Here is a 16,667-nt window from a genome sequence, read left to right as displayed (position 1 = left end):
CCATCGCCTCCCGCCTATTCGGCGTCATGTTGTTGAAGATAGGCCCGCAAATTCCGTCGTGCCCGCGAAAGCAGGCTCTCCAGGGCCTCGACGCTGATACCCATCACTTCAGCTGCCTCCAGGTTGGAAAGTTCCTGATAATATTGAAGCACCACGGCTTCACGCTGGCGGTCCGGCAGCGCTGCAAGCGCCTGTTCGATACGCTTCTCTTCACCGCGTTCGCTCAAACCCTGATCGGGCGCAGGTCCGGGATCGGCCTGATCGGGCGGTTCGGCCACGACCAGCTCGCGCCGCGACCGGAGCCTGTCGTAGCAGAGATTGAGCGCGACGCGATGGATCCAGGTATCGAACCGGGCCGTTCCGGGCCGCCACTTCGGCGCCTGCCGCCAGATGCGCAGAAAGACCTCCTGCGCGACATCTTCCGCCTCGCTGCGATCAGCCAGCATGCGCACCGCCAGTGAGAGCAGACGCGGCAGCTTGCGCGCGACCATGCTCCGGACCGCTGCCGGTTCGCCGCGACCGATCCGGGCGAGCAGTTCTTCGTCCGTTTCTCGGCTCAAGAGTGCAATTTCATCGATTCCCTTTCCAGGAATCGCACCCGCATTACGCCAATTGAACGGACGCCGTCGCGTTTTCCGTCGCCAGATAGACGATAATCAGCCCGGCGCCCGCTTGCAGTAGCGCTCCTGGACAGAACTCCTCGAAGGTTTCAACGCTGCGCATTGGCGGGCATCTCCTCGAGAGATCCGCTTGCTTCAGCCCTCGCGTCCGCCCCCGGCTGCGGTGATGACGGCGACGATGATGAGACCGGTCACCACGAGCCGCACACCGGCGCTCACGCCGAAAGTGTTGAGCATGGTCAAGAGCAGCACCAGGAATAGCGACGCGCCCCAGATCCCCGGGACATTGGCCTTGCCGCCCGCCACCGACGTGCCGCCAATCACGACGACCGCGATCGATGCCAGCAAATATTCGTTGCCGATGTCGATATTGGCACCGCGGAAATAGCCGGCGAGCAGCGCGCCGTTGAGGCCGCCGAGTGTGCCCGACAGGACGTAGGTGAGGAAGCGTATCCATCCAACGCTGATGCCAGCGAGCCAGGCGGCGCGGATGTTCTGACCGATCGCAAGTACCGAGCGGCCGTAGATCATGCGGTTGAGCGCGAGTGCGGCGCCTATCGTGAACAGCACCGTCGCCAAGGCCAGTACCGGTATGCCGAGGACCTGCAGGTTCGTGAAATCCGCGAAACCCGGCGGTGGCTTGATCTGGAGTCCGCGCCCGTAAGCGATGTCGATCGAGTGTATGATGAAGCTCGCCGACAATGTCGCGATGATCGGCGGGATTCTGAGTGCCCAGATCAGCAGGTAGTTGCCGACACCCACCGCGGCGCCGCAGGCCAGCGCGGCGGCGAGCCCGAGCGCGATGCGTGTGTCGCTACCGTCCATGACCGTCATGGCCACGGCGCTGGCGAGCCCGATATTGGCCGGCAGCGACAGGTCGACATTGCCGGGCCCGAGCGTGATGACGAACATCTGCCCGACGCCGACGATCACCATGAATACCGCGAGCGACAGCGCGGCCGTGATCATTCCGCCGGCGCCGTATCCGCCCGTGAATATGATCGCGGCGATCCATGCCAGCAGGGCACCGAAAAACGACCAGATCCATGGTCGCGTAAACAGCACACCGACCGATGTCATCGTTCAGCGCTCCCTTCGGCTGATCAGCACGCGAGCCGCGAGCACGACGATCAGGATGATGCCGTTTGCGGCGACCTGCCAGTCGGGCGGGATACGCATGAAGGTGAGGAGCGGCGAAGCTGCAAGGGCCAGAGTCAGGGCGCCGATCACTGCGCCGATCGGCGAGACTCGGCCGCCGGTGAACTCACCGCCGCCCAGTATGACGCCGGCAATGGCCAGCAACGTATAGCCATTGCCGATATTGGCGTCGCCGGACGTAGTCATGCCGATCAGGATCATGCCGGAGAGCACGCCGAACAGACCGGCCAGCGCGAACAGCACGACCTTGGTCTTGAGCAGCGACCAGCCGGCACGGCGGAGCGCTGCCGCGTTACCGCCGGAACCACGCAGGATCGCGCCGTAAGATGTGCGCATCAGTCCGAAATGCACGACGCCGGCGATGATCAATGCCGCAACGATCGGGAACGGTACGAAGCGCGGCTTGAAGCTGGTGATCGCGGAGAGCCAGTCCGGCGCCTTGCCGCCCGGCATCGGCAGGATCATGATCGCCAGGCCCTGCCAGACGAAGCTCATGCCGAGCGTCACGACGATCGACGGCAGGTTGCGCAGATATATCAATGCGCCGAGCAGTGCGTAGACGCCGATCGAGGCGACCAGCACTGCGGCGCCGAGCAGCGGCGCGTCGCGCAGCCATGTCGCGGTGACGCAGCCGACAAAGCCGACGAAAGTGCCTATCGAAAGATCGAGCTCATTACCGGCAATGACGAACATCTGCGCGATCGTCGCGAGTGCGATCGGGATCGCCAGATTGAGCATCAGGCTGAAGCCGAAATAGCTGATGGCGCGCGGGTTGAGCCAGGCAATCGCGATCAGCACGAGGGCGAGCGACAGCGCCGGCAGCGCTGCGCGCAGCAAGCGCGCCCGGCTCGCGGCACCTGGCCGGGCTGCAGCTCTGTCCAGTGTCGCTACAGTCATTCGGCCGCTTCTCCGAAGGAGGATTGGATGACCTTTTCCTCGGTCAGCTCGTCGCGATTGAGATTGGCCACGATGCGCCCGCCCTGGAACACATAGACATGGTCGCAATTTTCAAGCTCTTCGGTCTCGGTGGTGTACCAGAGGAAGGTCCTGCCGCGTTTCGCCTCATCGCGGATAAGGTCGTACACCTCGAGCTTGGTCCCGATATCGACGCCGCGCATGGGGTCGTCCATCAGCACGATTTTCGCGTCGGAGCCGAGCGCACGCGCAAACAGCGCTTTCTGCTGGTTGCCGCCTGAAAGCGACAGGATGTTGTTGTCCATATCCGGCGTGCGGATCCCGATCTTCTTCTGCCAGAAGGTTGCCAGCTCGGCCTCGCACCGGCGTGAGATGAAGAGCCCCTTGCGCAACCGCGCCAGAGAACGCACGCCGATATTCTTGGCTATCGACCATTCGGGAAAAATGCCGTCAGATTGCCGATCGCCGGCGACCAGCGCCACGGGAGCCGTGACCTCTATGCCAGGCCGCCGAAAACTGGCCGCGCGATAGATCGCCAGCAGCAGATCTGTCTGCCCATGGCCGGCGAGCCCTGCCAGGCCGATGATATCTCCTTCGCGAGCGACGAGCTCCTGTCCGTCAGTCTGTCGCGCTGGCCGGGCACGGACGCGAAGCTGCCCCTGCGCTCGTGCGGCGGTTGCGGGGCGCTGGACAGTTTTTTCGCGAAGCTCGGCGCCTCCCATTGCCGCCACCAGGCTGCTGCGGTCGAAAGCGGAGGCGGCATCTGTTGCGACCAGCTTGCCGTCCCGCATCACCACGATGCGGTCGGCATTGTCGAGGATTTCGCCGAGCAGATGCGAAATCAGAATACAGCTCTTGCCGCCAGCTACGAAGCGCCGCACGAAGCTCAGCAACTGGCCGGCGGAATGCGCATCGAGCGAGGAGGTCGGCTCGTCGAGAATGACCAGGTCGAGCGGATCGTCCGTCACGGTGAACGCGCGTGCGACCTCGACCATCTGACGCTTGCCGATGGAGAGATCGCTGACGATGTCCCACGGATCGATGCCGTGCCCTGGGAAAATCTCGGTGAGCTTCGACAAAATCATGTCGGCGGCCTTGCGCCGCCAGCCGATGCCGCGCACCGAGGCATGATTGATGCGCGCGTTTTCTGCCACGCTGAGATTGGGACAAAGCGAAAGCTCCTGGAATACGCAGCGTATTCCGAGCTTCTGCGCGCGGACAACCGAGTAGCTCTCTTGGGGTGCTCCGCGCACCATAATGCCGCCATGGCTGGGCGCCAGCGTGCCGGCCAGCACATGCATGAGCGTCGACTTGCCGGCCCCGTTGTGACCGACGAGCCCGACACACTCGCCGGCGCGGACCTTGAAATCCACGCCGGCAAGCGCTCGTACGGCGCCGAAGTGCTTTTCGACGCCGTCGAGTCTTACGATGTTCACCTGTGTTTCGGGCATCGGCAAACGATATCTTGTCACCACACGCGCGATCTATCCCGCATGCGGGTCGTTATTTCATGTTTGCCTTGATGGCGTTGATCGCGTCCTCTTGCGTGTATTCATGGCTGGCCACGCCACCTTTCTCGATGTTCGGCAGGGCTCCTTCGAAGTCGTCCTGCGTAAAGGCGAGATAGGGCACCAGCAGATCGTGCGGCACGTCCTTGTTGCCGTCGAGGATCTGCTGCGCGACCCAGAACGCAAGTGTAGAGACACCGGGCGCGATGGATGCCGACCATGTGGTGTAGCCGTCCTTCTCCTTCTGCTCCTTCCACCATTGCAGCTCGTCCTGCCGATTGCCCATGATGATGGTCGGGCGCGGCTTGCCCGCCGCCGCGAAGGCCTGCGCTGCGCCATAACCGTCACCGCCCTGATCGACTACGCCGACGACATCGGGAAGCGACGGCAGCACCGTTGCGACAGCCTTTTGCGCTGTCGTCTGGTCCCAGTCGCCCGTGACTGAACCCACGATCTTGAACTCCGGATGCGCGGCCACGCCTTCCAGGATGCCCTGGTGGATCGCCTCGTCGATGGACGTTCCCGCCAGCCCGCGGATCTCGAGCAAATTGCCGCCCTTCGGCTGGAACTTGGCCATTTGCTCGACTTCCTGCTTGCCCATGTCCTTGAAGTCGACGACCACGCGCCATGCACAAGGCTCGGTGACGATCCCGTCGAAGGAGACCACCACAATGCCGGCATCGCAGGCCTGCTTGATGGCGCCGTTCAGCGCGTCGGGCGAGGCGGCATTGATGACGATGGCATCGTAGCCTTGCAGGATCAGGTTCTGGATCTGCGCGGCCTGTGTCGGCACTTCCTTATCCGCCGTGGTGAAGACGTCGGCTGCAGTCACTTTCCCGTCCGCCACCGCCTTCTTCGTGACGATGTCGTAGCTCTTCAGCATCGCCTGCCGCCAGGAATTGCCGGCATAGTTGTTGGAGAAGGCAATCTTCTTGCCGCTGGTGTCGGCCAGCGCCGTGCCCGATGCCAGCATTGCTGCAAGCGCGCCCAATAAGATCATTCGTTTCATTTCATTCCTCCGTTGGCTTGGCAAACCTTATTCGCCTTCGGTTACCGGCCCGCCCGGCTTCCGTCTCGCATTGTCGCTCTGAGCGACAGCATTCCATGTTCCGACATCCAAGCTAGCTCGGCTTTGAGCAATCGCAAGGCGCGATCATTCGTCAATTTCAATCAATGCCTTTATGAGCCCGGTCTTTTCGGTTGCCCAGAGCGGGATGTTGCCCACGGCATCCGCAAGGCCGGTTCTATGAGTGATCAGGTCCTCGATCGGCACGTCGCCGCCGCGTATGGCCCCAATCACCCGCTCGAAATCTTCCGAGGTCGCGTTACGGCTCCCCATCAGGGTCATTTCCTTGCGATGGAAATCCGGGTCGGCAAAGGTGACCCTATCCTTGATGACACTGACGAGGACATAGCGGCCGCCATGCGCGACGTAGTCGAAGCCCTTCTCCATGGCGAGCCTGTTGCCCGTGGCGTCGAACACGATATCGAAGCCCTCGCTCCCTGTGAATGCGCTCACGGCTTCGCCCGGGTCGCCGTCGGCGGCAATTGTATCGACAGCCAGGATCGATCGGGCCGAGTTTGCCCGTTCCACATCTTTGTCGAAGACGGCCACCGCGGCACCCGACAAGCGCGCGAACAGAGCGACCCCGAGGCCGATCGGCCCTGCGCCTACGACGAGAATCCGGTCTCGGCCGGTCACGGCGCCGCGCCTCACGGCATGCGCTCCGATCGCCAGGAATTCCACGGTCGCGCATTCGTCGGCCGTCAGTCCCGGCGCCACAAAGAGATTTTTCTCCGGCAGCGACATTTGGCCGACCATGCCGCCATCCCGATGAACGCCGAGCACCGATATGCCCACACAGCAATTGGGCTTGCCGGCACGACAAGCAATGCAATGGCCGCAGGAAAGGTACGGATTGACGACGCAGACCTCGCCTGCCGAAAGACGCGATCCCGCCGGCGCCTCGATCACCTCCACCGCAAGCTCATGACCCATGATGCGAGGATATTCCAGGAACGGATGCTTGCCTTCGAAAATGTGATAATCCGTGCCGCAGATGCCGACGCGGCGCACCCTGACCAGCACCTCGGCCTCCCCCGGCTTCGGCGCCGGCCGTTCTTCAAGCGCCAGTTCGCCTGGCTTCCAGCATACCACTGCTCGCATAGTCCCGTCCGGCATTGATGAGGAGTACCGACGCTCACGCGGCCAACCAGGTCACACCCCGGCCTGTCGTCGCTTCTGCATGTTGTCGAGATAAACCACGAGCGCGATCAAGAGGCCCTCGAGCACCATCTCCCAGAACGGATCGATCCCGAGCAGGACGGCGGCGTTGCTCATGGTGGTGAAGAGTATGGCGCCCACGACCGTGCCAAGCACTGTGCCGCGGCCGCCAAACAGGCTGGCTCCGCCGACCACCGCTGCGGCGATCGCCTGCAGCTCATAGGCGTTCGCCATCGAAGGCGAGGCGATGCTGAGGCGCGACACCAGCAGGATGCCCCCGAGCGCGGCAAGGCCAGAGCTCATCAGATAGGCGATGACCGTAATGCGGAATGTGTTGATGCCCTGCCGCCGCGCAGCTTCCGCGTTTGAGCCCATCGCATACATGTAGCGCCCGGTGCGGCTGAAGCTGAGGACGTAGTGAACGGCAACGCCGACGGCCAGCATCGCCCAGAAGAGATTGGGGAGGCCGGTCGTGCCACGCGCAAAATCCTTCACCTCGGGAGGCAAGCCGCCGACCGTCATGCCGCCGGCCAGGAGCAGCGCCAGCCCGCGATAGACCTGCAGCCCGGCCAGCGTGACGATGAAAGCCGGAATTCCAAGACGGCCGATCGCCACGGCGTTGATCAGGCCGACGCCGAGGCCGGCAATCAAGGTCAGCGCTGCCGCGACCGGAAGTTCGAGACCATGCCCGCACATCTGGGCAAAGGCGACGCCGCAGAAAGCGGCGACCGATCCCACGGAAAGGTCGATGCCGGCGATCACGATGGTGCACATCACACCGATCGCGATGATCGCTGCGATCGAGGTCTGCCGCATGATGTTGCTGATGTTGTTCTCGGTGAGAAAGTTGGGTGTGGCCAGCGACAAGGCGATCCACAGCGCGATCGTGAAGGCGATGACATAGGTCTCGATCGGCAGACGCCGTGCCCAACTGCGCAAAATGTGGCCTGCCGCGGGGGCGCCCGACCCGCCGTTTGCGTGTCGCAGAACTTGATCTGTCATCGCTCGATCCGTCAGAAAAAGCCCGGCCGCGTGTTTCGTCACGGCCGGGGAAGTTTTGCAGGGAGTATCAGTCGCCTAAGAACTGGGAGAGCTTGCGCTTGGAAACGTCGAGCAGCCCGGCAAGCTTGGGATCGTCCATGTTGGCCTTGGTCACCGTGCCCACGCCGGTATCGACGTTCTTCGGCAGGCGCACGCCATGCGCGGCTGCGTATCCGTACCAGACCCCAGCGAAGCCCATCATGTATGGGTCCTGGATGACCAAGGCGTAGATCGAGCCGTCCTTCAGATGCTCGAGTTCGCCTGCGTCGGAATCGAACGCAACCAGGCAGAACTTGTCACCAAGCTTCTGCTCGTTGATGGAAGCGCCGGCACCGGTGCCCATTTGCGCATTGTCCGCGAACAGGCCGACCAGGTCCGGATTCTTGGTCAGCATGTCGCCGGTCAGGTTCATGCCTTCGGCTTCCTCGTTGTTGGCGACGCGATTGCCGACGATCGTGATGTCCGGGTAGGCCTTCATGCCTTCGACGAAGCCCTTGTCGCGGGAATCGAGCGATTCGTGACCGGCCATCGCCGTCAGGTAGCCGACCTTGCCGGCCACCTTGCCAGTGCGCTCCTTGATGCACGCAGCCATGGCTTCAGCCGCCGACTTGCCACCCGCCTCATTGTTGGTGGTGAGGAAGGAGGCGTATTTATCGGTCTTTGCTCCTGAGTCGATTACGATGACCGGAATTCCCGCGCCACTGACCGCGGCGATAGGGTCACCCAGCGCCTCGAAAATGGTCGGTGAGATGACTATAGCAGACGGCTTCGACCCCGCGGCGCTTTCGAGAACGCCGATCTGGCCGGCGGCATCGTCCTTGGGCGTGCCGAGCTTGTCGATCTTGACGCCGAGCTTCTTGCCTGCGTCTTCCGCGCCCTTGAATACCCATTGCCAGTATTCCGACGTGGTCGCCTTCACGATCACCGCAACCGTGTCCTCGGCGCGGGCCGGGGCCAGCCCGACAGTGGTGAGCGCCGCCAGCGCGGCGGCCGATATCATTTTCAATCGCATCAGTTCCTCCCGTGTTGCGCAGCGCTCACGCTGCCTTTGCTGAATCGCTGTATCCGGTCATGTATTTGATGAGCGTCTCCTGGCTGGTCTCTCCTGCCTTCGTGATGTGGACGGTGCGGCCGCGAAACATCACTGCGATCCGGTCCGCGACCTTGAGTATCTCGGTGAGGTTGTGGCCGATGTAGATGACGCCGACGCCATGCGCGGCGAGGTCGCGGGCATGTTGGATGACGCGCTCGCGTTCCATGACGGCGAGCGCGGCCGTGGGCTCGTCGAGAAGCACCACCTTTGCCTGCCAGTAGATCGCTCGCGCGATGGCAACCGCCTGCCGCTGACCGCCGGAAAGGCGGGCGACCGTACGTGCCCCGGCGGGGATCTCGCTCCTGATCTTCTTCAGCAGTTCCGCTGTTTCGCGGCGGATCGTGCGATCGTCCACATAGGGGAGAAGCCCGAACAGACGGCGGATCGGCTCGCGCCCGAGAAAGATGTTGGCGCCGATCGAGAGGTCATCGGCGAGCGCCAGGTCCTGATAGACCGTTTCGATGCCCCGCTGGCGCGCCTCGCGCGGCGAGGAAAGATCGAGCGGCTCACCCGCGAGCAGCATATGGCCCGCATCCGCCTTGTATACCCCCGAGATATGCTTGATCAGCGTTGACTTCCCGGCGCCGTTATCGCCGACTATGGCCAGCACCTCTCCAGCCTGCAGCTGGAGATCGACGCCGCGCAACGCTTCGACCGGGCCGAAGCTCTTGCGCAGGTTGCTGACTTCCAGAACCGGAGTCATCCTGCCCGGCCCCGCAAGTAGCCGCACGATGCGGCCGAAGCCGATGCCGCCATGGTCTCCTCCCGGCGTTCGAAGTTCTGTTTCTTATAGAGAAAAACCAAGAAGAGGCCCGTGGTCAATTTGTTTTTTATGGATTAAAAAGCAATCACGGAACTGGAGCTTTCCGGATGAAGACGGACACGGTTTTCAAGCGAGCCTTCAACGACGCGCTCGATCTCGTCGCCAAGCTCGGCGATGGCGAGCAGCTTCCATCCGAGCCAGCGCTCAGCGCGCGCCTGGAGGTCAGCCGCACGACGGTGCGCAAGGTTCTGCAGGCCTTTGCCGAGCGAGGGATCGTGACGGGCGGCGGACGCCAGCGCATCGTTGGTTCGACCGCGGCGGCTTCGGAGCGCTTTCCCGAGGCGGAAACGGTCACGATGGCCGAGCAGGTCGAGAAACGCTTCATGGAGTGGATGCTGAGGGACAACGCACGCCCAGGAACGGCCATCAACGAACTCGAGCTTGCCCGGCAGTTCGGCACCGCGACGACTGGAATCCGAGAATTTCTCAACCGGTTCCAGCGCTTCGGCCTGATCGAAAAGCGGCCCAATGCCGGCTGGGTATTCAAGGGGTTCACGACGAGCTTTGCGCTGGAGCTCTTCGAAATTCGCGAGATGTTCGAGCTGCGGTCGGCGCAAGCCTTTGCCGCGCTGCCCGAGGACTCACCGCTTTGGCAGCAGCTCGAGGCGCTGCGGGAGGAGCATCATTTCTTGCTGACGGAGATCGAGCGCCGCTATCACGATTTTTCCGGCCTCGACAGCAGGTTTCACCGCCTCGTCAATTCGGCGGCGCCCAATCGCTTCATCGACAGCTTCTATGATATCATCACCGTCATCTTCCACTATCACTATCAGTGGAACAAACAGGACGAACGGCAGCGCAACGAAGTCGCCATCCGCGAGCACCTCACCTACACAGAGGCGCTCTTCAGCCGTAACGCTGCCATGATCGAGCTCGCCTGCCGGGCGCACCTCGCCTCGGCGAGAGAGACCTTGATCCGCTCCACTTCCGGGCAGGATCCGGCGGCATAGGGCCGTGCAATTGCGCGGCCTGACGCCCGGCCCGGACGCGGCCTGCCGCCTTGCAAGTCAGCGAGGCTCATCCTCACCGATAACGCGCCTGGTTCCACCGGTGGCCGAGCAGCGACAGGATGATGATCAGCCCGTTGAAGAACTGCACGTAGAAGCCGCTCAGCCCCGCTGCCACCACCCCAGTCTGGATGAAGGACACGGTGAGTGCGCCGATCGCGCCACCGATCACAGTGCCGACGCCGCCCCAGGTCGGCGTGCCTCCGACGAATACCGAGGCCAGCACTGGCAACAGGTAGCCGTCGCCCGCCGTCGGCCACCAGGTGAAATTGATCATTGTCGAGAAGGTGCCGGCGATCGCGGCGCCGATTCCGACGAAAACGAAGACCTTCACCCGCACCCAATTCACGTCGATGCCCATCTGCTTCGCGCTGTCGGGATTGTCGCCCACGATCTTCACCTGCGCGCCGAATTGATGGCGGTTAAAGAGCAGCGCCGCGAAAATGACGAAGGCGATCGCCCAGAAGATCTGCACCGGAATGCCGAACACCTGGCTGGAGAAGATCGTGTAAGCCCAGCTCTGGCTGAGCGTGACAAGCGCCGTCGACTTGCCCTCGTTGATGATCTGGATGAGGCCGCGCAGCAGGAAATTCATGCCGAGCGTGGCGATCAGCGAGGACAGGCCCGCATAGACCACCAGCGTGCCAACCAGGAAGCCCAGGACAATGCCCGTGGCGAGCGCAGCGAGGATGCCGAGGAACGGCGAATATCCCGCTTGTACGACCAGGGCGAAGACCCAGGACGCGAAGCCCATCGTCGCGGGGAAAGACAGGTCGATTTCGCCGGAGGTGACGACGAAGACCAGCGGCACCACGACGAACAGCGCCACTGGCAGCGTGGTGAGCACGGAGCTGTAGAGGTTCCAGGTCGTGAACACGACCGGGTTGGCGATCATGAAGGCCGCCATCATCACGACGAACACGCCGAGCGTTCCAAGTGCGGCGCGGTTGTCGAGAATGAAGGCGCGCAGCGGACGTTCGGAGGGGTGCCGCCAATCGCGCTCCGCGGCTTTCGCCGTCGACAGTCCACCCTGGCGATCGGACTCGGCGATGTTGCTCATTGCGTGGCGTGCTCCGAGCTGGCGGCGCCTTCGAGCCCCGGCAAACCGCCGGGATGCGCCACGCTCTCCATGAAGTTGATGAGCTGGTCGGCCGACTTGACATCGCGCTTGTTGGCCGTAAGCGCGACCTTGCCGCGGTCCAGCACTACGAAACGATCGGCAATGTCGAACACGTGATGGATGTTGTGGCCTATGAACAGGATCGAACGCCCGCTCGCGCGCACCTGACGCACGAAGTGGAAGACCTTGGCAGTTTCGGTAAGCGAAAGCGCCGTCGTCGGCTCGTCCAGAACGATGAGCTCCGCCTGTTTGTAGATGGCGCGCGCGATCGCGACGCCCTGGCGCTCGCCGCCCGAGAGCTGACCCACGATCGATTTCGGCGTGAAAACCTTCGAGGTGAAGCCAATCTCGCGCATCAGCCGGCTCGCCTCGCTGACTTCCTTGCCGACCTTCAGCCAGCCGAGAAAGCCGGTGAGCTCGCGGCCCATGAAGATGTTGCGGACAATCGTCTGCTGAACGGCGAGCGCGCGGTCCTGGAAGACAGTCTCGATGCCTGCGTCGCGCGACCGCGCGGCGTTCCATCCCGACACAGGCTCGCCGCGTACGAGAATCTCGCCACTGGTCGGCTTCACCACGCCGGCGAGGATCTTGATCAGCGTCGACTTGCCGGCGCCGTTGTCTCCGATCAGCCCCACCACCTCGCCGCGCTCGACGCTGAAATTGACCCCGCCCAGCGCATAAACGCTGCCGTAGGATTTCGTGATGTTGCGAAGCTCGATCAGCGTCTCGCCCACGATTTCCTCCCTTTAGGCATCCGGGCTCCGGAAAAGGGCCGGCCGGAGGTCGTCCGGCCGGCAGGTGCGGTCAGCGCAGCGCCTGCTCGGCGAGCTTCGCTACGATCTCGTAGTTCTTCGGCGTCACAAAGCCCGCGCCCGTGTCGACGTTCATCGGTGCAAGGCCGAGCACGACCTGCTGGCAGAGGCTCAGGATCGGCAGGTACCCTTGCAGGAACGGCTGCTGATCCGCGGTGAGCTGCACCCAGCCGGCCTTGAAGCCTTCGACGATCTGCGGGCTCGTGTCGAAGCCGAAATTGAAGATCTCACCCGGCTTCTTGCCCGCCGCCTGCATGTAGGTCGGCACGTTGCCGAGCATCTGCCCGCCGGGATAGCCGACCATCTTGACGTCCGGGTTGTTGAGCAGCGCGCCGGTGATCACGGGGATGGCCAAATTCGGGTCGGCGGCCCACTCGGGTACCGAGTTGATCTGAACGACATTGATGCCCGCTTCCTTGAGCGCGGCGACCGTGCCGCGCTCGCGCGCGCCGCGGTTCTCATTATCGAACGGGCCGATCATGATCGCCTTGTCGCCGGCCTTGAGCCCCGACAGCTTGAAGGCCTCCGCGCCGAGAGCCCTGCCCTGCCCCTCCTGCTGGGCGCCGACATAGCCGCCGCCGAACTTCGCCACGACCTGCGGCACGGGAACGTTCTGGTACATCATCCTGATGCCGGCCTGGCTCGCCTGCTCGGCGAGCGGCATGATCGCGGCATCGCCCGGATGGCCCATCATGGCGATGCCGTCGGGCTTCACCGCCACGGCCTCGCGCAACTGCTGCGTCATTTTCTCGACGTCCCAACCCGAGAAGATGTAGTCGATCTTGGGTCCGAGATCCGCTTCGGCCTGCTTGGCGCCATTGTAGACGATTGTGCCGAATGCGTCGCCTTCAGCGCCGCCGACGAAGAAGCGGATATGGACGTCCTTGCACCATTTCGCGTCGAGAGCTTGCGCCGGCAGGGTGGCGACTGCGCCAAGCAGCGCGGCAGCGACGACCACGGCCGATGGCCGCCGGAGTGTCTTTCCGATATTGCTCATTCACTTCCTCCCTTTCGTCCCTCATGAGCGAGGACTGTCGACAGTTGTCCCGGCTTCGCGCCGTGTTCTTCATGGCCGGCGCCGCCGGCTGGTGTTTCTCAAGCCGGGTTGGTCACATAGGTCGCCCCGCCCCGGCACTCCTTGAGATAATGAAGCGCCCTCACCTGCCCGGTGATCTCCAGATCGCCGCGATAGACCGGGTCATGCCAGCCCTCGATGTCGATCGCGCCACGATACCCGGCGAGCCGCAACTCGCTGATCACGCGTGTCCAGTCGCTGTCGCCGAAGCCGGGGGTCCGCATCTGCACGAACGGAACCCGGCCAAAGACGCCATGCTCGCGAATGACGTCCCACCGCACGGTCGCGTCCTTGCCGTGCACATGGAAGAAGCGCGACGCCCATTTGCGGATCTGCGGGATCGGATCGATGAGATAGACGAGTTGGTGGCACGGTTCCCATTCGAGGCCGAGATTCTCGTTGGGCAACTCGTTGAACATGATCTCCCAGGCATCGGGATTATGGGCGATGTTCCAATCCCCCGCTTTCCAGTTGCCGTCCATCGCGCAGTTCTCGAAGGCGATGCGTACGCCCTTGTCCGCGGCGCGCTTGGCGAGCCGTCCCCACACTTCGCGGTAGCGTGGCAAGCTCTCCTCGATCGGCTTGCCGCGGATGCGGCCGGTAAATCCGGCAACAGTGTCGGTCCCGAAGAGATGTGCATTGTCGATCGCCGCCTCCCAGGCAGCGAGCGTCTCGCGGTCGCGCTCCTCGGTCTCGAGCGGGTTACCGAACACGGCGATCGAGCTCACGGCGACATCGGCGTCGCCGATCGCCTCGCGGATGTCGCCGGCGAGGCGCCGCAAGTCCTTGCCGCCCAGCGTCTGCCAGAAGAAGGGCTGCATGCTCTCGAAGCCGAGCGGCAAGATCTCCTTCACATAGCTGGCGGGGTCGTCGAGATTGGCCCGCACCATCGTGCCGATCCTGATGTCGAGAAGCGGGTTCGGCATGCTCTAGTTCCTAAATCTCGATTTCGACCCGCCGGCCGGTCTCGGCGCTTTCGACCGCGCCGAAGACCATCGCCAGGCTCTTGATATTGTCTGTGCCGCGCGTCTCGGGCTCGGTGCCCGTCTCGACTGCGCGTACGAAATCCTGGATCACGCCCAGATGGCCGCCGACACGGTCGCTCGGATCGAGCGGCGGTATGGCTAGCGGCTCCACATGGTCGAACAGACCTTCGCGGACCGGGTGGACGACTTCCGCCCTGACCGCGTCGAAGCCGTCCCAGACCAGGCTGCCGCGCTCGCACACGATCCGCCAGGAACTTTCCCAGCTCGACCGTAGGCCGTTGGCGCACCAGCTGCCGCGATAGGTGAACACCTTGCCGTCGGCGAACTCGAAGGTGGCTGCGGCGGACGAGCCTTGCCTGTACCACGAGTTGGGCGGCTCCCATTCCTGGCAGTAGACGCGCTTCGGCTCGGCATTCACCATGTATCGGGCGGCGTCGAAGGTGTGGATCGCCATGTCGAGCAGAAGCACATGCCGCATTTCCTCGCGAAAGCCGCCGAAATGCGGGGCGACGAAGAACTCCGCATGGATGCTGGTCGGCGCGCCGATCGCGCCCGAATCGAGGAAGCGTCTGATGCGCCTCACATTGGCGAGGTAACGGCGGTTCTGCACGACCGCATGGATGCGGTTTGCCTGGCGAGCGGCCGCGACGATGGCGCGGGCATTGTCGGGGCTGTCGGCGAGCGGCTTTTCCGTCAGCAGATGACAATTGTGGGCGAAGGCGGACAACGCGACATCGCGCCGTGCGGCTGGCACCACCACATCGAACACCGCGTCGGGCTTTGTTCGCTCGAGGACCGCGTCGAGATTCGTCCCGGTCGCGGGGCCCTCCAGATCGTATTCGCGGGCCCGCGCACGTGCCCTGTCGACGTCAAGATCTACGAGGCCGACGACGGCAAGGCCGCTCATCCCTCTGACGGCGTCGAGCCACGCTTTGCTCATGGCTCCGCAGCCGACCAGGACGACATTCATCATCCAGCGCTCCTCCCGATCGGCCCCTCCAGGCCGACGTTCACGGTTGTCGTAAACGTTTTCCGTAAACGTTTACGACAACACACTGGGCCAGATAGAATGTCAATCGGGATTCTGCTGCCCGGTCCCGATCGGGCACCGTTTACCTGGTCCGGCTGGAGCGTGCTCGTGTTGGGCAGAGACCACTTACCGAAACTGTCCGATGCTTCCGGTCTTGGCTCGGGCTGCGACTGGTGCTAGCCGGAGCCGGGGGAGATTATCGTAAGTGTCCAGCATCCATGACCTTGCTCGCCACCTGAACATTTCGATCGGCACGGTTTCGCGGGCTCTGAATGGCCGCGCCGACGTCAACGCCGAGACCCGGCAACGCGTGCTCGATGCAGCGCGCCGGCTCAACTATTCGCCGAACCAATCGGGGCGGAACCTCAGGCGCGGTGCGACGCACGCCGTCGCCTTCATGCTTCAGCCCCATCCGGGCGATCAGCAATATGGCGAGCCGTTCTTCATCCCGTTTCTGACCGGACTACAGGCGCAGCTCGCCGAGAGCGGACTTGACCTGATCGTGGTCATGGGCGCGCCGGGCGACTACCAGCACGAGCGACTTCGCCGTGTCGTCGAGACCCGGTGGGCCGACGCGGTCGTGCTTGCATGGACCCGGCGCGAGGACGAGCGCATCGAATATCTGACCCAGGCCGGTTTTCCTTTTGCGACCCTGGGTCGAAGCCGGTCGGGCGGTAAGTCCTATCCTGCGCTCGACCTTGATTTCGAGAAGGCCGGCGTCGACGCGGTCGACCGCCTGGTCGCGCGCGGCCATCGTCGCATCGCGGCAGTGCGCCCGTCATTGAACCTGAATTTCGGCTATCTGTTTTTGGCCGGCTACCGCAAGGCGCTGCGCCGGCACGGCTTAGAAGTGGATCCTGATCTGATTGGTGCCGGTTTCATAAATGAAGCCGGCGGTTATGAGATCACGCCGCAGCTGATGGGGTCCAGCAATCCGCCGACCGCCATCATCTTCAACAATGACGCGATGGCGCTCGGCGGGTGCAGGGCTCTTGTCGAAATGGGGCTCAAGCCCGGCCACGATGTAGCCGTTACGGTCATTGTCGATACGGCGCTCTGCCGCTACTACTCGCCGGCGCTCACCAGCTTTCGTCCGGCGCTCGAGCCGCTCGGTCGCCGTCTCGCTGAAATGCTGCTGGCCTCCATGCCTTCCTTCGCGGGTCCGGACGGACCGCGCATCATCCGCGAGGTCTGGCCGTTGGAACTCGTCGCCCGCGACAGCGACTGAGAATAGGTTGATCCGCCCGTGTAAAAA

The 16,667-nt window shown here is 63.5% G+C and carries 16 protein-coding genes; 2 read left to right on the top strand and 14 right to left on the bottom strand.

Annotation, left to right across the window (positions count from 1 at the left end; all coding sequences use genetic code 11):
• Positions 1-14: 14 nt before the first annotated feature.
• From SAZ10_RS31635 to SAZ10_RS31595, 9 genes are all read right to left on the bottom strand, one after another.
• Complete coding sequence (locus tag SAZ10_RS31635) at positions 15-560, bottom strand: RNA polymerase sigma factor (RefSeq protein WP_318613502.1); 546 nt, start codon at positions 558-560, stop codon at positions 15-17.
• Positions 561-755: 195 nt separating this feature from the next.
• Positions 756-1,700, bottom strand: a complete 945-nt coding sequence (locus SAZ10_RS31630; RefSeq protein WP_318613501.1) for an ABC transporter permease — start codon at positions 1,698-1,700, stop codon at positions 756-758.
• A 3-nt stretch (positions 1,701-1,703) separates the two neighbouring features.
• The gene (locus SAZ10_RS31625; RefSeq protein ID WP_318613500.1) at positions 1,704-2,675 is read right to left on the bottom strand and encodes an ABC transporter permease; all 972 of its coding nucleotides are present in this window, start codon (positions 2,673-2,675) and stop codon (positions 1,704-1,706) included.
• Positions 2,672-4,144, bottom strand: coding sequence for a sugar ABC transporter ATP-binding protein (locus tag SAZ10_RS31620; protein ID WP_318613499.1), 1,473 nt, complete (start codon positions 4,142-4,144; stop codon positions 2,672-2,674). Before SAZ10_RS31620 ends, SAZ10_RS31625 begins: the two co-directional genes overlap by 4 nt.
• 52 nt (positions 4,145-4,196) lie before the next feature.
• Entirely contained in the window at positions 4,197-5,210 is a 1,014-nt protein-coding gene (locus SAZ10_RS31615) for an ABC transporter substrate-binding protein (RefSeq protein WP_318613498.1), read from the bottom strand.
• Between the two features lie 144 nt (positions 5,211-5,354).
• Complete coding sequence (locus tag SAZ10_RS31610) at positions 5,355-6,368, bottom strand: zinc-binding alcohol dehydrogenase family protein (protein WP_318613497.1); 1,014 nt, start codon at positions 6,366-6,368, stop codon at positions 5,355-5,357.
• A gap of 51 nt (positions 6,369-6,419) precedes the next feature.
• Entirely contained in the window at positions 6,420-7,427 is a 1,008-nt protein-coding gene (locus SAZ10_RS31605) for an ABC transporter permease (RefSeq protein WP_318613496.1), read from the bottom strand.
• A 67-nt stretch (positions 7,428-7,494) separates the two neighbouring features.
• The gene (locus SAZ10_RS31600; RefSeq protein ID WP_318613495.1) at positions 7,495-8,478 is read right to left on the bottom strand and encodes an ABC transporter substrate-binding protein; all 984 of its coding nucleotides are present in this window, start codon (positions 8,476-8,478) and stop codon (positions 7,495-7,497) included.
• 25 nt (positions 8,479-8,503) lie between these two features.
• Entirely contained in the window at positions 8,504-9,262 is a 759-nt protein-coding gene (locus SAZ10_RS31595; RefSeq protein WP_318613494.1) for an ATP-binding cassette domain-containing protein, read from the bottom strand.
• 167 nt (positions 9,263-9,429) lie between these two features.
• Between SAZ10_RS31595 and SAZ10_RS31590 the strand changes: the two genes are divergently transcribed.
• Positions 9,430-10,332 (top strand): GntR family transcriptional regulator, encoded by a 903-nt coding sequence (locus SAZ10_RS31590; RefSeq protein ID WP_318613493.1) that lies wholly within the window; start codon positions 9,430-9,432, stop codon positions 10,330-10,332.
• A gap of 73 nt (positions 10,333-10,405) precedes the next feature.
• On the opposite strand, the gene SAZ10_RS31585 is transcribed toward SAZ10_RS31590, so the two are convergent.
• From SAZ10_RS31585 to SAZ10_RS31565, 5 genes are all read right to left on the bottom strand, one after another.
• Entirely contained in the window at positions 10,406-11,449 is a 1,044-nt protein-coding gene (locus SAZ10_RS31585; protein ID WP_318613492.1) for an ABC transporter permease, read from the bottom strand.
• Entirely contained in the window at positions 11,446-12,243 is a 798-nt protein-coding gene (locus SAZ10_RS31580; RefSeq protein WP_318613491.1) for an ATP-binding cassette domain-containing protein, read from the bottom strand. The genes SAZ10_RS31585 and SAZ10_RS31580 overlap by 4 nt, the downstream gene beginning before the upstream one ends.
• Positions 12,244-12,313: 70 nt before the next feature.
• A complete protein-coding gene (locus tag SAZ10_RS31575) occupies positions 12,314-13,318 on the bottom strand; it encodes a substrate-binding domain-containing protein (protein ID WP_318613490.1) in 1,005 nt (334 codons plus the stop codon).
• 98 nt (positions 13,319-13,416) lie between these two features.
• Positions 13,417-14,322, bottom strand: coding sequence for a sugar phosphate isomerase/epimerase (locus tag SAZ10_RS31570; RefSeq protein WP_318613489.1), 906 nt, complete (start codon positions 14,320-14,322; stop codon positions 13,417-13,419).
• 10 nt (positions 14,323-14,332) lie between these two features.
• Positions 14,333-15,355, bottom strand: coding sequence for a Gfo/Idh/MocA family oxidoreductase (locus SAZ10_RS31565; protein WP_318613487.1), 1,023 nt, complete (start codon positions 15,353-15,355; stop codon positions 14,333-14,335).
• Positions 15,356-15,617: 262 nt separating this feature from the next.
• On the opposite strand from SAZ10_RS31565, the gene SAZ10_RS31560 reads away from it, so the two are divergent.
• Positions 15,618-16,640 carry a LacI family DNA-binding transcriptional regulator gene (locus tag SAZ10_RS31560; protein WP_318613486.1) on the top strand — a complete coding sequence of 341 codons (1,023 nt, stop codon included), beginning with the start codon at positions 15,618-15,620 and terminating at the stop codon, positions 16,638-16,640.
• Positions 16,641-16,667: the final 27 nt, after the last annotated feature.

Origin of the sequence: Mesorhizobium sp. BAC0120, assembly GCF_033542235.1 — a bacterium.
Classification (GTDB): Bacteria; Pseudomonadota; Alphaproteobacteria; order Rhizobiales; family Rhizobiaceae; genus JAWRCU01.
The sequence above is the reverse complement of the archived record's forward strand: the minus strand, read 5'-3'. Positions and strand labels throughout refer to the sequence as shown.

What these genes read in the sequence shown, in the direction of transcription:
- SAZ10_RS31630 (WP_318613501.1), bottom strand. Translation starts at nt 1,700, where the DNA reads ATGACATCGGTCGGTGTGCTGTTTACGCGACCATGGATCTGGTCGTTT.
- SAZ10_RS31625 (WP_318613500.1), bottom strand. Translation starts at nt 2,675, where the DNA reads ATGACTGTAGCGACACTGGACAGAGCTGCAGCCCGGCCAGGTGCCGCG.
- SAZ10_RS31620 (WP_318613499.1), bottom strand. Translation starts at nt 4,144, where the DNA reads ATGCCCGAAACACAGGTGAACATCGTAAGACTCGACGGCGTCGAAAAG.
- SAZ10_RS31615 (WP_318613498.1), bottom strand. Translation starts at nt 5,210, where the DNA reads ATGAAACGAATGATCTTATTGGGCGCGCTTGCAGCAATGCTGGCATCG.
- SAZ10_RS31610 (WP_318613497.1), bottom strand. Translation starts at nt 6,368, where the DNA reads ATGCGAGCAGTGGTATGCTGGAAGCCAGGCGAACTGGCGCTTGAAGAA.
- SAZ10_RS31605 (WP_318613496.1), bottom strand. Translation starts at nt 7,427, where the DNA reads ATGACAGATCAAGTTCTGCGACACGCAAACGGCGGGTCGGGCGCCCCC.
- SAZ10_RS31600 (WP_318613495.1), bottom strand. Translation starts at nt 8,478, where the DNA reads ATGCGATTGAAAATGATATCGGCCGCCGCGCTGGCGGCGCTCACCACT.
- SAZ10_RS31595 (WP_318613494.1), bottom strand. Translation starts at nt 9,262, where the DNA reads ATGACTCCGGTTCTGGAAGTCAGCAACCTGCGCAAGAGCTTCGGCCCG.
- SAZ10_RS31590 (WP_318613493.1), top strand. Translation starts at nt 9,430, where the DNA reads ATGAAGACGGACACGGTTTTCAAGCGAGCCTTCAACGACGCGCTCGAT.
- SAZ10_RS31585 (WP_318613492.1), bottom strand. Translation starts at nt 11,449, where the DNA reads ATGAGCAACATCGCCGAGTCCGATCGCCAGGGTGGACTGTCGACGGCG.
- SAZ10_RS31575 (WP_318613490.1), bottom strand. Translation starts at nt 13,318, where the DNA reads ATGAGCAATATCGGAAAGACACTCCGGCGGCCATCGGCCGTGGTCGTC.
- SAZ10_RS31570 (WP_318613489.1), bottom strand. Translation starts at nt 14,322, where the DNA reads ATGCCGAACCCGCTTCTCGACATCAGGATCGGCACGATGGTGCGGGCC.
- SAZ10_RS31565 (WP_318613487.1), bottom strand. Translation starts at nt 15,355, where the DNA reads ATGATGAATGTCGTCCTGGTCGGCTGCGGAGCCATGAGCAAAGCGTGG.